Origin of the sequence: Streptomyces actinomycinicus (genome assembly GCF_016741775.1) — a bacterium.
Lineage (GTDB): Bacteria > Actinomycetota > Actinomycetes > Streptomycetales > Streptomycetaceae > Streptomyces > Streptomyces actinomycinicus.
Window position 1 is genome coordinate 1 of sequence record NZ_JAERRK010000093.1, and the last position, 340, is coordinate 340.

General features: G+C 69.7%; 1 pseudogene. It reads right to left on the bottom strand.

What is annotated here, in order from left to right:
* Positions 1-340 (bottom strand): annotated as a pseudogene (locus JK359_RS38645) (RICIN domain-containing protein); the annotation flags it as partial.

Genomic DNA, 340 nt, shown 5'->3' on the forward strand with positions numbered 1-340 from the left:
GGGGGCATCTTGCCGGCCGCGATCTGTTCGGCGGAGGTGCCGGTGCCGGCCGGGTCGTACTCGGCGTGGACGGGGGTGTAGCCGGTGGGGTGGCCGGCGTCCACGGGGACGATGTTGCTCTCCCGGCCGCCGGGACCGGGCTGGGACCAGGCGCCGTCGTACCACTTGCGCCAGGAGCCGGGTGCCATCTTGGCGGAGATCGGAGCCCGGGCCACGTGCTCGTAGAACGCCTTCCAGCCGCCGCTCTTGTCGATGATCCGCGAGCCGTAATAGACGTAGAAGTAACCCGAGGCGGTGTCGACGAACAGCCGCTGGTCACCGTCGCCGTAGGAGTACGTCT